The sequence below is a fragment of the Rhodopirellula halodulae genome (assembly GCF_020966775.1).
In the GTDB taxonomy this organism is placed as follows: Bacteria; Planctomycetota; Planctomycetia; order Pirellulales; family Pirellulaceae; genus Rhodopirellula; species Rhodopirellula halodulae.
This window is the reverse complement of sequence record NZ_JAJKFV010000011.1, coordinates 360,497-378,733: the sequence shown is the minus strand read 5'-3', so window position 1 is coordinate 378,733 and position 18,237 is coordinate 360,497. Positions and strand designations below refer to the sequence as shown.

Sequence of the window (18,237 nt, the reverse complement as noted above, 5' to 3'; positions counted from 1 at the left end):
GGCGTTCGCCCTTTGCCTGCTGCGGGGCTGTGACCATAATGTCGGCCCCTCATTTCATCGCATCAGGATCTCCTCATGTCACTCGCCGTCGAGTCCCAGCCCAACGTGGATCACCAAACCACCTATTTTCGTTGCATTTCAGGTTGCAGCGGCAAACACTCGATCTACGACGTGATCTACACCTGCCCTAGTTGCGGCAGTCTGCTGGAGGTCTATCACGAGCGAGAACCTCTGAAAAAACGCAACGCCTACCAGTGGCAGCAACTCTTTGATTCGCGTGCCAGCACTTCCAAGTGGCCGTACGGCAGCGGTGTTTGGGGAATGCGGGAATGGGTGGTGCCATCATTGGCCGACGAGAATGTCGTCAGCATGTTCGAGGGCAACACCAACTTGTTCTGGGCGGAGCGTCTCGGTGACCAGCTCGGCGTACCCGATCTGTGGATCAAATTGTGTGGCAACAGCCACACGGGCAGCTTCAAGGACTTGGGCATGACGGTGCTGGTCAGCGTCGTTAAACAAATGATGGCGCAGGGAAGCAGCGTCAAAGCGGTGGCATGTGCGAGCACGGGCGACACCAGCGCGGCACTGGCGGCCTACGCGGCTTATGCCGGAATCCCCGCGGTCATCTTCTTGCCCGCGGGAAAAGTCAGCACGGCCCAGTTGATTCAGCCGGTCGCCAATGGGGCTCACGTGTTGGCTCTGGACACCGACTTCGATGGTTGCATGAAAATCGTGCAAGAAGTCACCAGGGACAATTCGATCTACCTGGCAAACTCGATGAACAGCCTGCGGATCGAAGGTCAGAAGACCGTCGGCATCGAAATGGTGCGTCAGTTTCAATGGGAAGTGCCTGATTGGATCATCATTCCCGTGGGTAACCTGGGGAATATCAGTGCGCTCTACAAAGGGTTCCAGTTGATGATGGATCTGGGGCTGATCAATCGGATGCCTCGTTTGGTCGCGGCTCAGGCCGAACGTGCCAACCCGTTCTACGAGGCTTACAAACAGGGATTCAAAGAAAAGGTCAGCGTCACCGCTCAAGACACGCTGGCCAACGCGATTCGAATCGGTGATCCGGTCAGCTACGCGAAAGCGGTCAAGGCCGTCAAAGAAACCGACGGGATTGTGGAGCAAGCCAGCGAGGGTGAATTGGCCGATGCTTGTGCTCGAGCGGACCTGACCGGCATGTTTACCTGCCCGCATACCGGTGTTGCTTTGGCGGTGCTGAAGAAGCTGATCGATCGTGGAACGATCAAGTCGCAAGACAAGACCGTGGTGATTAGCACGGCTCACGGGTTGAAGTTCACGGACTTTAAGGTTGGTTATCACGAATCAAAGCTGGAGGGCATCGATTGCAACCTTGCCAACCCAGCCACTCACCTGCCCGCGGATGCCAACGCGGTGAAAGATGAGATCGCTCGCCGTTTAGAAAGCCACGCTTCCTAGTTGTCTGGCACAGCGGCTGAAAAATGAATCCTGACTCTCGATGCCGCCGTTTGCTGGTGTCGAGAAGCAGGGGCCTTCGTTCATCAACGTCGCGTCTTGGGCGGGAGCCTTGTTACTCCTGGATGCGGAGTCCCTCGATGAAGCGTATCCAGCTACAATGTGGCGATGACACTTATCCTTGGAATCTCTGCCTTCTACCACGACTCCGCGGTGGCGCTGGTGGAGGACGGCAAGGTGGTGGCGGCCGCAAGTGAAGAACGATTCACTCGGAAGAAGCATGATGCTGCCTTTCCGTCGCTCGCGCTCGAAGGGTGTCTGAATGAGATTGGGGCCAGCGTCTCTGATATCGATTACGTCGGTTTCTATGAAAAACCGTTGTTGAAGTTCGAGCGTCTGCTCGAAACCTATCTGGCCTACGCTCCACGTGGTTACCGCTCGTTTTCGCGAGCCATGCCGTCTTGGTTGCAGACCAAACTTCATCTTCCCCGCGAAATTCGAAAGCAGCTTGGCGGAAAGACTCAGCGCCGCATCGTGTTTTGCGAGCACCACGAATCGCACGCGGCGAGTGCATACTATCCCAGTCCGTTTGAGCGGGCCGCCGTGCTGACGATTGATGGTGTTGGCGAGTGGGCAACCACGAGTTGGGGTGTTGGTGAAGGGGCGCGTTTGCGTTTGAAGCAAGAGATTCGCTTTCCGCATTCGCTTGGATTGTTGTATTCCGCTTTCACCTATTTCTGTGGGTTCCGCGTCAACTCCGGCGAATACAAACTGATGGGGTTGGCACCTTACGGCGAGCCAAAATTCGCGGAGGTCATTCGTGATCGATTGGTATGCCAGCACGAGGATGGCAGCTATTCATTGAACATGGACTTCTTCACGTTTCCGCACACGCTGCGGATGACGGGTGCTGCACTGGAACGTTTGCTGAGCGTGCAGCGTCGTGAACCGGAGGCTCCGGTCCGGCAAGTCGACATGGATATCGCCGCGAGTATTCAGTTGGTCACGGAAGAGTTGGTGCTTGGATTGGCGAGATACGTCCACGAACAAACCAAGTTACATTCGTTGTGCTTGGCAGGTGGTGTCGCATTGAATTGTGTCGCCAACGGACGATTGCTTCGTGAAGGTCCGTTCGACCGGATCTGGGTTCAACCGGCTGCGGGCGACGCCGGTGGCGCGCTAGGCGTGGCTTGGTTGATCTGGCATGAATTGCTGCGGAACGAACGTGCCGTCAATCCCTCGGACGCTCAGCGGGGAACTCTGTTGGGACCCGCCATTGATGAAGACGAAGAGATCCAGCAACTGAAGTCACAGGGCGCCGTTGTGAGATCGTTCGACGATCCCGCGAATTTGGATCGTGAAGTTGCCGAGCTATTGGCCACGGGAAACGTGGTGGGTTGGGTTCAAGGAAAGATGGAATTTGGTCCGAGGTCCTTGGGAGCCCGCAGCATTTTGGGAGATCCCCGCGATTCTGAAATGCAGACGACGATGAATTTGAAGATCAAGTATCGAGAATCCTTCCGTCCATTCGCACCGTCGGTGTTGAAGGAGCATGCTTCGGAGTGTTTTGAAGTGCCCGAAGATGTCGAGAGCCCTTACATGCTGTTCACGTTCGATGTGAATCCTGATCGTCGAAAGTCGACCGCGGAGGCAAGTGGAATCGAACGAGTCAAACAAGTGCGGAGTGATTTGCCAGCGATCACCCACCTCGACTACTCCGCACGCGTCCAAACGGTCAGCCAACAGCGGCACCCAAGGTTTCATGCCTTGTTGAAAGCGTTTCACGATCGGACCGGTTGCCCAGCGTTGATCAACACCAGTTTCAACGTTCGTGGCGAGCCGATCGTTCGCACGGCAGCGGACGCCTATCGTTGTTTTCTGGCAACGCAGATGGATGCTTTGGTGGTTGGTAACCATTTGATGCTCCGGAGTGAGCAGCCGACTGCGGCGGTGGAGTCCAGTCAGACCTACCTGAGTGATCTTGCCCCGGATTGAGGTCTCGTCATGCCTTTGATTGATCTATCGGCCGCGCCCAGTCCATCCATGCGACGGTGGTTTGGAGCTTCGCTGGGGTTGCTATTGCTGATATTCGCTTGGTTGTCGCGGTCGTTGGGTGTTTGGCCCTCGGCGTTGTTGGTTGGATGCGCCGTGGTCACGACCTCGGTGTACTATGCACTGCCCGCCACCCAGGAAAAAATCATTCGCGGTTGGCAGTGGCTCACCTTCCCGCTCGCGTTTTTGGTCGGGCATCTGTTGTTTGGTGCCATCTACTTCGTCGTGTTGACACCTTTGGCAATGGCGCTGCGTGTGGTGGGGCATGATGCGTTGCGTTTGCGTGAGAGACACCACGCGAGCACCTGGCAAGACCGAAAACAAGACGTCGCCGCAGAACAATACTTCAAGCAATTCTGACGAATCCATGACCGACAACGAATCGCCATCTGAATCCAATTCGTCCGATGCCTTCGAACGAGAATCCCAGCAACAGGAGGTGGGATTGGTGCAGGAGTTCTTCTTCTTTTTGCGGGAGAACAAGAAGTGGTGGCTGATCCCGTTGCTTGGTTCACTGTTGCTGGTCGGGGTGATCAGCATCATGGCAACCAGCGGTGCCGCCCCATTCATCTACACGCTGTTTTAAGCCATCCGAAACTTGCGTTCAGGTCACGATGGATGGCAGCGTTAGCACGATTGGTCGACACATTGCGTTGATGGATTGTTCGATTGAGCGTCCCGGTTGCTCGACATGCCTTCCGCCGGAATCCAGATGTCGAACTGAGTCCCGTTGGATCCGTCCGATGTCACTTCCATGGTTCCTCCGTGGCGGTCCACGATGATTTGATAGGCGATCGAGAGACCCTGCCCCGTGCCTTGTCCCACGGGTTTGGTGGTGAAGAACTGTTCGAAGCAGCGTCGGCGGACGGATTCGGGCATCCCGTTTCCGGTGTCCGAAATCGCGATTTTCAGTCCGTTGCTGTCGACGGTTGTCACCACGCGAATTTCACCGAGGCAATCGCTATTCTGTTCACGCATTTTCTCACGAATGGCGTCCCCAGCGTTGACAAACAGGTTGCAGAAAACTTGGGCCAGTTCGTTGGCATGGCATTCGATCAGCGGTTCCGATTCACACAAGCCCCAGTGAATCGCGGCTGCGTCTCGCCAGCGGGGACGTGAAATTGCGGCGGCATTGCGGATGACTTCGTTCAGGTTCGCGCTGGCCTTTGTGTTCGCGCCGGGATGAGTGAGCACTCGCATCGCGTTGACGATGCTGACAATTCGACCGATGGAATCTTGTGTTTCTTCGAGAGCCTCCCCGCTTTCGTTGATCCATCGCGACCAACGCCGAGTTCCGATCTGCGATGCCAATTCTTTGCGTTGAGCATCGCTGCAGGTCGGGGCCGAAAGTTCCGTCAGAATGTGTTGGATGTTTGACTGGAAGTCTTGAATGAACTCGACGTTTCCAGTGATGCTTTGGAGAGGCGTGTTGATTTCGTGGGCAATTCCTGATGCGAGCAGCCCAATGGCTTCCATCTTCTCCGCCGCATGCAGACGCTCCTTCATCTGTTCTTGGTCAGTCATGTCGACCGTCAAAATGACGAGGACTTGCTGGTCGAGGAAATCAGCGTGTTGCACGCTGATTGAGGCCGGGTAGTTCGAGCCATCTTTCCGGAGGGCACTCACGGTCCGTTGAGTGAAGGCTCGGTCGCCGTTGAATTCGGAGTGGCGGAATTCTTGGAGTGTTTGAAAACCCGTCTCGAACAAGTCTTCGAACATGAGTTCAGGGAGTTCGTCTTCGTCCCACTGCATGTTCGCTCTGGCACCGCAGTTCATGCTGACGATTCGTCCCGTTTCCGCATGAATGATCACAATCTCGTTGGGCGATTCGTCCAAGATCACGGTGAGCGATTCCGCTCGTTGGGTGGCTGCCTCGAGAGCTGATTGATCGTTGCAGATCTGGTCGACCATTTGGTTGAAGCTTGCGATCAAATCTCCCACCGCCGTGCCGAACTCCGGTGCGATTTTGCAATCCGGATGCAAGCGTTTCAATTTGGCCGCTGAATCCATGCTGACTGCCAGGTCCAGCAGGCGACTGGAGGCATTGTGTTCGACCACGTTCAGCCCGATTTGTTCCGTTTTGGCTTTGACTCGCAACGGATAGCACCACTGCAGCAAACGAAGCAAGCCATAGATTCCACCGAAGACATACGCAAACGTTGCCGTCACACCGAGGGACTGAATCGAGAAGAATTCCCAGCGGCTCGTGTGTGCGGGAAGGGATTCCTCGTGGATGAAAGCCGCCAATGCGATGGTGCCCCAGGCTCCACAAAAACCATGGACAGGAATCGCCCCAACAGCATCGTCGATCTTGAACTTCAGCAGTAGCCACTCTGACAAAATTACGATTACACCCGCGATGGCGCCGATGATGGCGGCCGATCGGGGGTCGATCATGTTGCCTGCCGCGGTGATGGACACGAGTCCGCCAAGCAATCCATTGCAAATGGATTTTGGTTCTGGCACTCCGAGTCGCAACGAAGAGATCAACACCGCTGAGATGCCTCCGAAACATCCTCCGAGCAATGTGTTGACCGCGATGGGCGCGATGTCGCGATTGACTTGCAGCGTGCTGCCGCAGTTGAATCCGAACCAGCCAAAGAAAAGGATGAACGTTCCCAGATATGCCAATGTCAAATTGCTGGGTTGAATTTCGCGAACCCGACCGTTCCCGCGAAATCTTCCCAGACGAGGCCCGATCGCGATGCAAGCTGCGAGGGCTGCCCATCCGCCAACCGAGTGCACCACGGTACTGCCAGCGAAGTCGCGGAAGCCGATGTTCTCTAGCCAGCCTTGGTTGACGCCGTCCACTCCACTGGCCCATGCCCAGTGTCCCACCACGGGATAGATGAAGACTGCAATCAAAGCACAGGTCAGCAGGTATCCGTGGAAACGCATGCGTTCCGCGACCGCACCCGAGACAATCGTGGCTGCCGTTCCACAAAACATCGCTTGGAACAGAAAAAAAGCGGCCAAAGATTCAGTGGACGAGAAGTCAGGCATCCACTGACCCGTCCCCACCAAACCCAACGAGGTTGTGCCGAACATCAAGGCGAATCCGGCGATCCAATAGAAACACACCGAGACCAGCAGGTCCGTCAGGTTTTTCACTGCGGTATTGATGGAGTTCTTTTCTCGCACCAACCCTGATTCCAAGCACATGAAGCCGGCTTGCATCAGCAGCACGATGGCGGCGCAAAGAACGAGCCAATCTGCTTGGTGGTTTTCGTTGCTGAAAGAGTCGGCTTGCGCGAGAGCGCGCATCGCGTTTGGGAAAGACAAATGCCCCATCGTTCTCTGCTCGTGCTTTGTGCTCTGTTGGATTCAGATCACACAAAGGCTGCTCCGCCCTCGCCGCCACAAGTGACCAACGAACGCTTCAATACGAACGGCGGGACAGCGCAAGAATCGCCGGATGCATCCATCGAAATCGTCCTCGGCCGCGAGACTGTGCGGGTTGTAGCGACAGAGGACGGACGCTTGGCGCAAGCAGGCCTTCCAGGAGAGGGGGGGGCTATTCCGGCCGAAGGACCGGGAACAGGATCACGTCTCGGATGGACTTCTGGTTGGTGAGCACCATCACCAAGCGATCGATCCCGATTCCCAGGCCGCCTGCGGGAGGCATGCCGTAGCGGAGGGCGCGGACAAAGTCGTGGTCCATCTTGGCCATCGAGTCCTCGTCGTCTTGGCCTTCAAGCTGAGTCTTGAACAACTCTTCCTGCAGGTCCGGATCGTTCAGTTCGGTGTACGCGTTGGCCAGTTCCATCCCGCAAATGAACATTTCAAATCGTTCGGCGATTTCGGGATTGTCCGTTTTGCGTTTGGTCAGTGGGCAGATGCTTGCCGGGTAATCGGTGACGAAGATTGGGCCCTGCAGCGAGTCTTCCACTTTTTCCTCGAAGATCTCGTTGCGGATCACGTCGGGGTGTTTACCTTCGGTTTCCAGCTTCAAGCTCTTGGCGTAGGTCTTCACCGCGTCTTCGTCGGCCGGGTCAACGCCGGTCGCTTTCTGAAACAACTCGGCGTACGTCGCGCGTTCAAACGGCGGCGTGAAGTCAAGCATCGTGCCGTTGTATTCGCGTTTGTAGCCGCCACCGATCTTGTCGATCGCATCGCAAATGATTTTCTCGGTCAAGTCCATCATGGACTCGTAGTTGCCGTAAGCCTGATAGGTTTCCAGCATGGTGAACTCAGGATTGTGCCGCGGCGACAGTCCTTCGTTTCGATACACGCGGCCCAGTTCGTAAACGCGTTCCATGCCGCCGACCATCAATCGCTTGAGGTGCAGTTCCAGCGCGATCCGCATGGTCAGCTTCATGTCCAACGCGTTGTGATGCGTTTCAAACGGACGAGCCGCCGCGCCACCGGGAACCGTGTGCAGCGTTGGGCCCTCGACCTCGCAGAAGCCTTCGCCGTCCAACGTGGAGCGAACGCTTTTGATGATCTTGGTTCGATCGAGGAAGGTTTGCATCACACCGTCGTTGAACGCCAAATCGGCATAACGCATGCGTTGACGCAGGTCTTGGTTGGTCATCCCCGCGTGCTTTTCGGGCGGGACTTCCAGCATCTTGGTCAACAGGAAAAGCTCCTCGGCGAAGACCGTCAGTTCTCCGGTGTTGGTCCGGCCCAAGCGTCCTTGAACGCCGATCAAGTCACCCAGGTCAAACAGTTTGGCCAAGTCAAAGTTCTCGTCGCCGACTTGCTTCTTGCCAACGAAGATCTGGATGTCGCCTGTCCAGTCGCGAATGTTCAGGAAGATCAGTTTGCCCGTTGGCCGCGAAAGCAGGATTCGACCGGCGACGCGAACGATCGGGCCGATTTCCTCGCCGGGCCCGTTGTCAGCCTTCCATTGGCGGTAGTCGACGTCTTCGCTTTCAACATCAGGCAATGCGATTGTGTCGCCGTCCTTTTTCTGCCACTGGATCTCGGCAATACGGTCGCGGCACTGGCCTACCAGCAAGCGGTCGTCAAAACGTTGACCCCATGGATCAATGCCTTTGGCGGCGATTTCTTCCAATTTGTGCCGGCGAGCCGCGTGGGGGTCGGTCAAGTCGAGGTCAGCAGCGTTGGAAGGCGTATCGGTCACGGAAAATGTGCTCGGTAAGGTGAAAGAAATCGAACGGACCGACGATTGTGAATTTGACCGATCATTCACGCAAGGGAGCCGGTTTTTGTGCTTCGTCACGGTTGATCGCTCGGACTTCAGGAGCACCGCCCCGAGCAGATTTTCTGGTGCTTGGTCCGGAATTTCGCGAAGGATCACCGGGCCGGTGGGCACTGGTCAGGCAGCACCGCCGACGAGCCGGGATTTTCGCCCGCGTTGAGCGGAGTTCCCCGCGGCGATCCACGGCGAGATCGGGGATGGTTTGATCTCGTTTGTAAATTGCGAAAATGCGGGTTTGTGTTCTAATGGAGGGCTTCTCACACGATCCTGCGGGCCGTTTTTTCCCGCGTTTGGCTTCCTTTTCCTCGACGACAGAATTCGTTTGATGCAACTTCCCATTCTCCCGCAAAACAACGTAACGGTCGCATCACCGGGGACCAGCCCGGCGAACGAATCGGAAGCGGGCTCCTCGCGGGGGCGTTACGCAGTCGTGTCGTTGGGGTGTCCCAAGAATTTGGTCGATACCGAGCAGATGCTGGGGCGTTTGGATGCCGACGGCTACCAGATGGTGGACTCCGTCGAAGGAGCCGACTTTGTGGTGGTCAATACCTGCGGGTTCATTGATTCCGCACGCGATGAGTCGATGGCTGCGATCGACGAGATGTTGACGCTGAAGCGAGATGGCAAGCTTCGCAACGTTGTCGTGACGGGGTGCTTGGCCGAACGCCAGCAAGACAAGCTGCTGCAGGCTCGCCCCGATATCGATGCACTGGTTGGTGTGTTTGGTCGCAACGACATTGTGTCGGTGGTCGACGATCTGTATTCGGGACTACAAGAACAACGCACGATCTTCAAACCCGCGGCGGTCAACCCACTCAGCGATGCGATGCGAGCCGCTGTGACGCCGCGTCACTTTGCCTATCTGAAAATCAGCGAGGGCTGCGATCGTCTGTGTACGTTTTGCGCGATTCCCAAGATGCGAGGCAAGCACTTCAGCAAGCCGATCGAACAAGTCGTCGAGGAGGCTCGACGGTTGGGCGACAGCGGTGTTCGCGAAGTGGTGATCGTGGCTCAAGACACGACGTACTACGGCATGGATCGTTACGGCGAACCACGTTTGAACCAGTTGCTAAAGGAACTCGACAAGATCGATTCGATCGACTGGATTCGTTTGATGTATTTCTATCCGATGTACATCGATGACGCCTTGATTGACACGTTGGCGTCGGCGAAACGAATTGTGCCCTACATCGATATGCCGCTGCAGCACGCCAGTGACAAGATGCTGAAACGGATGGCTCGTAAAACCACGCGGGCGTTGCAAACCGAGATCGTGCAGAAGCTCCGTTCGCGAATCGATTCGTTGGTGATGCGAACCACCATGATCACGGGCTTCCCCGGTGAAACCGAAGAGGACTTCCAGGAATTGATGGACTTCGTGCAGGAGTCACGCTTCGAAAACTTGGGGGTCTTCACTTACAGCATCGAAGAAGACACACCCGCGGCCCGATTGCCCAACCGCGTCGATCCCGAGGTTGCCGCGCGGCGCCGCGATGACCTGATGGAGCTGCAACAAAAAATCGCGTTTGATTGGAACGATTCACGGGTCGGTGGAACCGAGGAAATTTTGATCGACGCCGAAATGCCTGAACAAGAAAACGTGTTCATTGGACGCTCTCGCAGTGAAGCACCCGACGTGGACGGATTGATTTACGTCTCGCAGGTTGATCCGGATTCTCCCGTTGAAATCGGGCAGATCCGACCTTGCGAAATTGTCGCTTCGCAGGGTTATGACTTGGTGGCCGCTGCAACCTAAGACCACGACTCCATGATTTCTCATCCCCTTTGATTTTGGTCGCCTTATGGCTGGTCCCTCGATCTACAACGTCCCCAATGCTTTGACGACCGCGCGGTTTGTGTTGGCAATCGCGGTGATGGCGTTGATTCCATCCGGAATGCCTTTGGCCGCGATGATCGTGTTCTTGATTGCCGCGTCAACCGATTGGATGGACGGCTATTGGGCTCGCAAGTATGGACAAGTCACCAAGCTGGGACGCATCTTTGATCCCTTTGTGGACAAGATCATCATCTGCGGATCGTTCATTGCATTGGTGGAAGTGCCTGATAGTCCTGTGGCTTCGTGGATGGCGACGATCGTTGTCGCTCGTGAATTGTTGGTGACCAGTCTGCGTGGCATCATCGAGGGTGCTGGAGGCGACTTTTCAGCGAGCTGGTTGGGCAAATGGAAGATGGTGCTGCAGTGTGCGGCGGTTGTTGCCGTGCTGCTAACCTATATCGTGTCGCCAGTTCCCGTTTGGTTGGATTGGACCAGTTGGGGGCTGTTGTGGGCCGCCATCGCGTTGACCGTTTACTCCGGCGTCGACTACACCATGATTGCGGCACGTGTGATGCAGTCCGATGCGGGATTGGAAGTCCCCGCGGAACCTTCCGTCCACACCAGCACTGATTCAGCAACTGACACCATGCACCTGACCAATGATCGCCTTTCCGATCCAGATGAGACATCATCGTTGGTCGACGAAGACACCTATCGAGTCACCTCAACCGAAATGCCCACACGATGAAATTGGAGGGCTTGGTTGAGCAAGGTTGGATGAGCTTTGGATTCGCGCAGGCGGAGTTGGCGGAGGCAACCGAAGACATTGCCGAGGTCACGGAGATCGGCCCGGCTGAATTGGCACTCACCATGGTGTCGTTGCTGTTGCTGATGGCGTTTGGTGCTTCCATGGTGAATTGGATTCGCTTGCTGGCCAGTGGACGACGACCATTCGGTATGAAAGCGTTTGTGCCGGTGCGGCCTCGGCATCTGCCTTTCTGGTCGGTGATCTACTTCTTCGTGTTTGCGGGAGCGTTGCTATTCAGTGCGTCGCTTCTGCAAGGTGTGTTTCTGTTTGCTGGTTGGATCGATCCGCCCGCTCAGATGGCCGACGATTTGTTGGATCCTCAGTCGGAGCCCTTGGTCGCGACCGATCCGCTGTCGGAATCCGCCGATGAAACGTTGCCCGCCGAACCGGACGAGACGAGTGAGCAACCGTTGGAGGTGGAAGGTCCGGTTGCAGACGAAACGGAATCGCCTGCTGTCGAAGCACCCGCCATCTCGGTTCCTCAGTTGGCACTGAGTTCGATGGGCATGATGTCAGCAACGCTGATCACGTTGCTGCTGTTGATGTTGAATCACCGCCAAACCATTTCGCGAGTTGGTTTGGTTCCTCAACGTGGTGATGTGTGGTTGGGCTTTCGTTCCGCGTTAATGATTTTGCCGCCGACCATGGTGATCATGGGAGTCGTCTCCGCGTTGCAGGAATATTCGCATCCGGTGTTGGATGCCTTGCAGCCCGAAGACGCCGAAGCTGGACCCGACTATGCCGTGTTTGGTTTGTTGTTCGTGACGACGGCGTTGGTGACCCCGGTGGTCGAGGAGTTTTGGATTCGAGGATTGTTGCAGGGAGGATTGCAGCGATTGGCGGATTGGCGGTTTGAACGCGTGCAACAAGCATTCGCGGGAAGTCCTACTCCCGCCGATTCGCAGACGGGGGAATCGACTCCGTACGCCGTGGGTGTCGAAGAAACTGACGACACGTTTGCGGAGGAAGTTGCGGCCGAGGCGGAAGTCGTGACGCCGGAAGCACCGCGGGAAATGGATCCGAGCGATTGGACTCCCAAGGCGGTCTGGCCCATCGTCATTGCCAGTCTCGTTTTTGCATTGATGCATTGGGGGCAAGGCTTGGCACCCATCCCGCTGTTCTTTTTGTCGCTCGGTTTGGGATATTTGTATCGCCAAACCGGATCCTTGGTTCCGCCGATCATCGTCCACTTCGTTCTCAACGGACTGACGATGGTGATGACGTTGATCGAGATGTCTCGAACATGATCTCGGCAGCGGCGGACAATCTGATTCGGATTCGTGGCGCACGCGTTCACAACCTGCGCGATTTGGATGTTGATATCCCACGTGATGCGATCACGGTGATTTCCGGGGTGTCAGGAAGCGGCAAAAGCTCACTCGCGTTTGACACCTTGTTCGCTGAGGGCCAACGTCAATACATCGACAGTTTGTCGACCTACGCTCGGCAGTATTTGGATGCGATTCCTCGTCCCGACGTGGATTGGATCGATGGATTGGCACCCACGCTGTCCATCGATCAGAAGAGCGGAACACATTCGGCTCGCAGCACCGTGGCGACCATCACTGAGATCTACGATTACCTGCGTCTGTTGTACGCTCGCGTCGGCGTTCCGCATTGCGTTTCCTGTGGCAGCACAATCAGCACGCAGACTCCGGACCGAATTGTCGCCACGCTGTCGGCGTTGCCGGAGCGTACCAAGCTGACTCTGATGAGCCCGATGGTTCGCGGACGCAAAGGTGCTCACGCCGACGTGCTGGAGCAAATCGGTGGCCATGGGTTGGTCCGAGCCCGAGTCGATGGCGAGATGTATCTGCTGGAGGACGTGCCGCCGTTGGCCGTGCGCAAGAACCACACCATCGAGGCGGTGGTCGATCGACTCGTCATCAAAGACGGCGTGGAGTCCCGATTGGATGAGTCCACTCGGCTGGCACTTCGATTGGCGGGAGGCATGTGTTCGGCGCTGATCGATCATGGCGACGGCGAACCGGAAACGAAGCTGTTCAGCACGTCGATGACCTGTTTGGAATGCGGTGAAAGCTTCGAGGAACTCGAGCCGCGAACCTTTAGCTTCAACAGTCCTTACGGCGCGTGCCCGACCTGCCAAGGTTTGGGCAAGGTGGCGGATCCGGATGACGAAACGCATCAGGTCACGTGCCCCGCATGCGAAGGAGGCCGGCTGCGAGCCTCGTCGTTAGCGGTGACGATTCACGATGTCGCGATCGACGCCCTTTGCCGAATGCCTTTGGCCGAGGCACAAAACTGGATGGAGAACATTGCGAAGCCGTTGGATGCTTTGCAACAGAAGGTCGCTGCACCGATCCAGTCCGAAGTGGTCCGTCGAATTGAATTCCTGCGACGAGTTGGGGTCGACTACCTGACGTTGGATCGATCCGCTGAAACGCTCAGTGGTGGTGAACTTCAGCGAGTTCGCCTGGCGACCAGCATCGGCAGCGGGCTGGTGGGTGTTTGCTACGTTTTGGACGAACCGTCGATTGGTTTGCACCCGGCGGATCATCACCGCTTGCTCGAAGCGATCAAAGAGTTGCAAGTTGCCGGCAATACGATCGTGATTGTCGAACATGACGAGGACACAATTCGCGCTGCGGATCACGTGATCGAGATTGGTCCTGGTGCGGGGCAACATGGCGGACGACTAGTCAGCCAAGGGACTGCCGATGAGGTTGCCGCTGATCCGACCAGTCCGACTGGAAATTACTTGTCCGGTCAGTCGAGCATTGGACTGGATCGTCCGCGCAGACAACCACGAAAGTCGCATCAGCTGACGTTGACCGGTGCGACGTTGAACAATTTGCAGAACGTGACGGCCAAGATCCCCTTGGGGTGCTTGGTGGGAGTCAGTGGCGTTTCCGGCAGCGGCAAAAGCTCCCTGATCGTTGACACGCTCTATCCCGCTTTGGCGGAGAAGCTGGGGTTGGTTGCGGACAAGCCCGGACCTCACAAACGTCTCTCCGGCGCACAGCACATCGATAAGTTGGTGCCGATTGATCAAACGCCGATTGGGCGGACGACGCGAAGCTGTCCGGCCACTTATGCCGGGGTGCTGGATCCGATTCGACAGGTCTACGCCAGCACGCGTGAAGCCAAGACGCTTGGCTTTGCAGCGAACCGTTTCAGTTTCAATAGTCCGGCGGGACGTTGTGATGTTTGCAAGGGAAATGGTTTCGAACGCATCGAGATGAACTTCCTCAGCGACTTGTTGATTGAGTGTTCACGCTGTGGCGGAAAACGCTTCAACCGCCAAACGTTGCAAGTGCGTTTCAAAGGAGCCACCATCGCGGACGTGCTCAACATGACCATCGAGTCGGCTCAGCAGTTCTTCGAGAACGTTCCCAAGGTGCATCACTTGCTGACTTCGCTGGTCGATGTCGGACTGGGCTACGTGACGCTGGGACAGTCCAGCACAACGCTCAGCGGTGGTGAAGCTCAACGGATCAAACTCGCGACCGAACTCGCTCGGCCGGCGACTGGAAACACCTTCTACGTCCTGGACGAACCCACGACCGGTCTGCATTTCGCGGACGTCCAACGGCTCTTGGTCGTGCTGGACCGCTTGGTCGAAGCTGGCAATACAGTGCTGGTTATCGAACACCAATCGGATCTGCTGGCAGCTTGCGATTGGCTGCTCGATCTCGGCCCCGGTGGCGGTTCCAATGGAGGCCAACTGATCACCGAAGGCCCCCCAGAAACCATCGCCGCCTGCCCCGAATCCGCGACGGGAAAGTATTTGCGAATCTCATAAGAACGATTGGACTCAGGCGAGAAGCCACTCCATCAGTGGCTGCGTTCGTAAAGGCGGGTTCCTTCTGCGAGCGACATGATTAGGCTTGCATCGGCTTCCATACCGTATTCTGACCTCGTGCCAACGATTCCATGACTCAACCCGAAAGCATTTTGGTGACCGGCGCTACCGGGATGATTGGTGCGCCGGTGGTTCGGCGAGCGATTGCGGAGGGACATCATGTCCGTGCGGTTGTTCGTTCCGGATCGGACCGTTCGGTGTTGGATGGGTTCGATGTCGAATGGATCACGGCTGATCTCACGGACCCAGGGCCTGACTATCAAAACGCGATTCGCAAGAGCGATGTGATCGTCCACACCGCGGCCTACGTCGGTGATTGGGGGCCGGTCTCGACCTATCGTCCAATCAATCTGGACGCGGTCAGCGAACTGGTGCGTTTCGCATCAGGATCGGATCGCCTGCGGCGGCTAGTTCATTTGAGCGCGCTCGGGGTCTATCAAGCGACGCATCATTTTGGAACCGATGAAACGACCCCGGTCGACTTGAGAGGGTTCGATGGGTACACGCACACCAAGGCTCTCGCCGAAGGCGTCATTGCTGCCGCTCATCGTGAAACCGGTATGCCCACCGTGATCGCTCGTCCGGGATTCACCTATGGGGAAGGAGACCGGCGGATTCTGCCGCGATTGATGCGACGATTCCGAAACGGAACGATTCGCATGATCGGTGACGGCCAGCGGAAGCTCAACAATACCTGCATCGACAACTTGATCGACGGTCTGTTCTTGTGCATGCAACGAGACGAGGCCGTGGGCGAAACGTTCAACATTCGGGATGAGCGTTTGGTCACTCGGGAAGAGTTTCTCGGCGCGGTGGCCGACTACTTGGAGCTGCCACCGCCCAAACGCGTTCCGTTGTGGTTCGCGAAAATGGCTCGTCCGGTATTGGAAACCTACGGTCGCCTGCGTGGTGCCAGTGAACCGCCGTTGTTGACCGGAGCGACCATGAAATTCATGACGCTCAATTTGGACTTCAGCATCGAAAAGGCGAAGCGATTGTTGGGCTATCAACCGAAGGTCGATTTTCGCGAAGGAATCCAAGACGCTTTGAAGTGGGCGGACGAAAATGCGAGTTGCTGAGCTCACGGCGTACTTGGTGCCGCTACCGCTCAAACGCGAAATCAAGCATGCATCGTTCACTCGCACGGAAAGCATCAACCTGCTGATTCGATGTCGATTAGCGGACGGAACGATCGGTTGGGGAGAAGGCGTTCCGCGACCGTATGTCACCGGCGAAACGCCCGAAGGATGTCTCCAGCAGTTGGCAGGTTCCAATCTCAATCCTGTATTTGACTTATCGGCGTCGAATTGGGACGAAGTGATCACGCTCTGCGATGCCTTGCAATTTCACAAGCAGACCGACAACCCACGTGGTTGTGGATCAAATTCGCTGCGATGTGCGGTGGAATTGAGTTTGCTGGATGCCTTTGGAAAATGTTTTGGGCAACCGATCAGTGATTTGGTTCAGCATGTACCGGAAGCGGCCGGCATTTATCTGCCTCAGTCTCAAGTCCGATACAGCACCACCATCACTTCCTCCGGTGCCAAAAGCGAACGTGTGTCCGCGTTGAAGATGCGTGCGTATGGGTTTGCACAGTGCAAAATCAAAGTTGGCGTGGAAGGCCAAGACGATCCCTCTCGCGTGGCCCGAATCCGACGTTGGATCGGTCGCGGGGTGGATCTGCGTTTGGATGCCAATGAAGCATGGAAGCCGGAAGAGGTGGTTCGCAAAATGGAGCCGCTTCGGCGGTATCGTGTGACGTGCATCGAACAGCCAGTGGCACATGCGGAAGTCGATGCGTTGTCGACGATGCGAGATGCGATTGGTGTTCCCGTGATGTTGGACGAATCACTCACCAGTCTTGTGGACGCGGAGCATGCGATAGCGAGTCAAACCTGCGACCTGTTCAATCTTCGCTTGTCCAAATGCGGTGGTTTTTTGAGTTGTCTGCGTTTGGCAGCTTTGGCCAAACGAGCCGGGTTGGGATATCAGCTTGGTTGCCATCCAGGTGAGTCCGGTGTTCTCTCGGCCGCCGGTCGTCATTGGGCCAGTTCCGTGTCCAACATACGTTACATGGAAGGGTCCTACGATCGGCACCTATTGAGCACACTGCCGACGGAAGAGGACATCACGTTTCGATACGGTGGTCGGGCTCCCGCGATCACGAAGCCCGGATTGGGTGTGACCATTCGCGAAGATTGGCTGCAAAGCAACTCAAAGTCGCACTTGGTCGTACGGGGCGAGGCAACATGAGTCTGCATGCCGACTCGCAACGCGGGCGAATCGAAATGGTCGATGGTGACGACGGAGCATTGTTGATGTCGCGACGTTGGGCCGTGGGCAAACCGCGAGCACGCGTTGTGTTTGTGCACGGCATCGTCAGCCATTCAGGTTGGTACTTGGCCAGTTGTGACGCGCTGGCGAATGCATCGGTAGACGTCCGGTTTTTGGATCGGCGAGGCTCTGGGGGAAACCCAGATCGTCGCGGCGATGTGAGCGATTGGCGGTTGTGGATCGATGATCTGGTTTACTTTTTGGAGTCACAACCACGCGATGTACCACTGGTCCTGGGCGGGATCAGCTGGGGAGGAAAGCTGGCTGCGGTGTTGGCGGCGGAGCGTCCGGATTTGCTTGACGGTTTGGCTCTGATTTGCCCCGGAATTCATGCCGCTCAGTTTCCGTCTCCGGCCAAGTACGCGATCTTGGGCGGTTTGGCTCGGGCGGGATTGGCCCGCTTGCGTGTTCCCATTCCGCTTAAGGACCCGTCGTTGTTCACGGGCGTCCAGCGCTGGCAAGAGTTCATTCGAAAGGATTCACTGACACTGCGGAAAGTGTCGGTTCGCTTCGCGTTGGAGGATCGCAAGCTGACCCGTAGGGCCCGTGCGATCGCGGAGAAGATCTCTGTGCCGAGCTGGTTGGTGTTGGCGGGAAAGGATCGAATCGTCGACAACGAGGAAACACGAGCTTGGTTCGATCGGACGGCCGGCGTCCACCGTGAGGTGACCTGCTACGACAACGCGGCTCACACCTTCGAGTTCGAGCCCGACCCGAGACCCTACTTTCGCGATCTCGTGGGTTGGGTGACGCGGCTCGGTGAATCCGCTGGGGATTGAGCCCATCGAAAGGATGCGGGATATTGCCGGACGAACACTCGTTTTCCTGATTCATCG

At 56.6% G+C, this 18,237-nt stretch carries 14 protein-coding genes; 12 read left to right on the top strand and 2 right to left on the bottom strand.

From position 1 onward, the window contains the following. Positions 1-75 precede the first annotated feature (75 nt). The 5 genes from thrC to LOC70_RS09970 are packed head-to-tail and all read left to right on the top strand — an operon-like array spanning position 76 to position 4,081. Complete coding sequence (thrC, locus tag LOC70_RS09985; protein WP_230253458.1) at positions 76-1,446, top strand: threonine synthase; 1,371 nt, start codon at positions 76-78, stop codon at positions 1,444-1,446. 40 nt (positions 1,447-1,486) lie between these two features. Continuing rightward, the gene (locus LOC70_RS24265) at positions 1,487-1,615 is read left to right on the top strand and encodes a hypothetical protein (protein ID WP_255715867.1); all 129 of its coding nucleotides are present in this window, start codon (positions 1,487-1,489) and stop codon (positions 1,613-1,615) included. Continuing rightward, positions 1,612-3,438, top strand: a complete 1,827-nt coding sequence (locus LOC70_RS09980; RefSeq protein ID WP_230253457.1) for a carbamoyltransferase family protein — start codon at positions 1,612-1,614, stop codon at positions 3,436-3,438. The genes LOC70_RS24265 and LOC70_RS09980 overlap by 4 nt, the downstream gene beginning before the upstream one ends. Positions 3,439-3,447: 9 nt before the next feature. After that, positions 3,448-3,855, top strand: a complete 408-nt coding sequence (locus tag LOC70_RS09975; protein WP_230253456.1) for an SxtJ family membrane protein — start codon at positions 3,448-3,450, stop codon at positions 3,853-3,855. A gap of 7 nt (positions 3,856-3,862) precedes the next feature. Further along, complete coding sequence (locus LOC70_RS09970) at positions 3,863-4,081, top strand: DUF5989 family protein (protein ID WP_230253455.1); 219 nt, start codon at positions 3,863-3,865, stop codon at positions 4,079-4,081. A gap of 41 nt (positions 4,082-4,122) precedes the next feature. On the opposite strand, the gene amt is transcribed toward LOC70_RS09970, so the two are convergent. After that, entirely contained in the window at positions 4,123-6,759 is a 2,637-nt protein-coding gene (amt, locus tag LOC70_RS09965) for an ammonium transporter (protein ID WP_230253454.1), read from the bottom strand. Positions 6,760-7,009: 250 nt separating this feature from the next. Then, positions 7,010-8,581, bottom strand: coding sequence for a lysine--tRNA ligase (lysS, locus tag LOC70_RS09960; RefSeq protein WP_230253453.1), 1,572 nt, complete (start codon positions 8,579-8,581; stop codon positions 7,010-7,012). Positions 8,582-8,984: 403 nt separating this feature from the next. Between lysS and rimO the strand changes: the two genes are divergently transcribed. The 7 genes from rimO to LOC70_RS09925 all read left to right on the top strand — a co-directional run bounded on the left by rimO (position 8,985) and on the right by LOC70_RS09925 (position 18,180). Continuing rightward, the gene (rimO, locus tag LOC70_RS09955) at positions 8,985-10,415 is read left to right on the top strand and encodes a 30S ribosomal protein S12 methylthiotransferase RimO (RefSeq protein WP_230253452.1); all 1,431 of its coding nucleotides are present in this window, start codon (positions 8,985-8,987) and stop codon (positions 10,413-10,415) included. 46 nt (positions 10,416-10,461) lie between these two features. Next, positions 10,462-11,184, top strand: a complete 723-nt coding sequence (pgsA, locus tag LOC70_RS09950) for a CDP-diacylglycerol--glycerol-3-phosphate 3-phosphatidyltransferase (protein ID WP_230253451.1) — start codon at positions 10,462-10,464, stop codon at positions 11,182-11,184. Between the two features lie 29 nt (positions 11,185-11,213). Next, positions 11,214-12,491 carry a CPBP family intramembrane glutamic endopeptidase gene (locus LOC70_RS09945; protein WP_390889030.1) on the top strand — a complete coding sequence of 426 codons (1,278 nt, stop codon included), beginning with the start codon at positions 11,214-11,216 and terminating at the stop codon, positions 12,489-12,491. Continuing rightward, on the top strand, positions 12,488-15,007 hold the full coding sequence (gene uvrA, locus LOC70_RS09940) for an excinuclease ABC subunit UvrA (protein ID WP_230253449.1): 2,520 nt from the start codon (positions 12,488-12,490) through the stop codon (positions 15,005-15,007). The genes LOC70_RS09945 and uvrA overlap by 4 nt, the downstream gene beginning before the upstream one ends. A gap of 131 nt (positions 15,008-15,138) precedes the next feature. Next, positions 15,139-16,146, top strand: coding sequence for an NAD-dependent epimerase/dehydratase family protein (locus tag LOC70_RS09935; protein WP_230253448.1), 1,008 nt, complete (start codon positions 15,139-15,141; stop codon positions 16,144-16,146). Further along, positions 16,133-17,320, top strand: coding sequence for a dipeptide epimerase (locus LOC70_RS09930; protein WP_230253447.1), 1,188 nt, complete (start codon positions 16,133-16,135; stop codon positions 17,318-17,320). Before LOC70_RS09935 ends, LOC70_RS09930 begins: the two co-directional genes overlap by 14 nt. Next, positions 17,317-18,180, top strand: coding sequence for an alpha/beta fold hydrolase (locus LOC70_RS09925; protein ID WP_230253446.1), 864 nt, complete (start codon positions 17,317-17,319; stop codon positions 18,178-18,180). Before LOC70_RS09930 ends, LOC70_RS09925 begins: the two co-directional genes overlap by 4 nt. Positions 18,181-18,237: the final 57 nt, after the last annotated feature.

What these genes read in the sequence shown, in the direction of transcription:
- thrC (WP_230253458.1), top strand. Translation starts at nt 76, where the DNA reads ATGTCACTCGCCGTCGAGTCCCAGCCCAACGTGGATCACCAAACCACC.
- LOC70_RS24265 (WP_255715867.1), top strand. Translation starts at nt 1,487, where the DNA reads ATGCCGCCGTTTGCTGGTGTCGAGAAGCAGGGGCCTTCGTTCATCAAC.
- LOC70_RS09980 (WP_230253457.1), top strand. Translation starts at nt 1,612, where the DNA reads ATGACACTTATCCTTGGAATCTCTGCCTTCTACCACGACTCCGCGGTG.
- LOC70_RS09975 (WP_230253456.1), top strand. Translation starts at nt 3,448, where the DNA reads ATGCCTTTGATTGATCTATCGGCCGCGCCCAGTCCATCCATGCGACGG.
- LOC70_RS09970 (WP_230253455.1), top strand. Translation starts at nt 3,863, where the DNA reads ATGACCGACAACGAATCGCCATCTGAATCCAATTCGTCCGATGCCTTC.
- amt (WP_230253454.1), bottom strand. Translation starts at nt 6,759, where the DNA reads ATGCGCGCTCTCGCGCAAGCCGACTCTTTCAGCAACGAAAACCACCAA.
- rimO (WP_230253452.1), top strand. Translation starts at nt 8,985, where the DNA reads ATGCAACTTCCCATTCTCCCGCAAAACAACGTAACGGTCGCATCACCG.
- pgsA (WP_230253451.1), top strand. Translation starts at nt 10,462, where the DNA reads ATGGCTGGTCCCTCGATCTACAACGTCCCCAATGCTTTGACGACCGCG.
- LOC70_RS09945 (WP_390889030.1), top strand. Translation starts at nt 11,214, where the DNA reads ATGAGCTTTGGATTCGCGCAGGCGGAGTTGGCGGAGGCAACCGAAGAC.
- uvrA (WP_230253449.1), top strand. Translation starts at nt 12,488, where the DNA reads ATGATCTCGGCAGCGGCGGACAATCTGATTCGGATTCGTGGCGCACGC.
- LOC70_RS09935 (WP_230253448.1), top strand. Translation starts at nt 15,139, where the DNA reads ATGACTCAACCCGAAAGCATTTTGGTGACCGGCGCTACCGGGATGATT.
- LOC70_RS09930 (WP_230253447.1), top strand. Translation starts at nt 16,133, where the DNA reads ATGCGAGTTGCTGAGCTCACGGCGTACTTGGTGCCGCTACCGCTCAAA.
- LOC70_RS09925 (WP_230253446.1), top strand. Translation starts at nt 17,317, where the DNA reads ATGAGTCTGCATGCCGACTCGCAACGCGGGCGAATCGAAATGGTCGAT.